The 242-nt window shown below is 60.7% G+C and carries 1 protein-coding gene; it reads left to right on the forward strand.

What is annotated here, in order from left to right; translation table 11 throughout:
- Positions 1–242: hypothetical protein (locus tag SB822_RS60185; protein ID WP_410859525.1), on the forward strand; the 242-nt coding region annotated here is incomplete at both ends.

Consider the following 242-nt stretch of genomic DNA (forward strand, 5'->3'; position numbering starts at 1 on the left):
TGGACGTGCGCCAAGCGCTGACCGACCTGGGTCTCGACGACGAAACGTGCTCGCGCATCGGCATACGGCTATACAAGGTGGGTTGCGTCTGGCCGCTCGAAGCCCAAGGCGCGCAAGCCTTCGCTCGCGGCCTCGACGAAATTCTCGTGGTCGAGGAAAAGCGCCAGATTCTCGAATACGCAATCAAGGAAGAGCTTTACAACTGGCCTGACGCGCAGCGTCCGCGTGTGTTCGGCAAGTTC

It is taken from the genome of Paraburkholderia sp. SIMBA_054, assembly GCF_046534875.1.
Taxonomy (GTDB): Bacteria; Pseudomonadota; Gammaproteobacteria; order Burkholderiales; family Burkholderiaceae; genus Paraburkholderia; species Paraburkholderia hospita.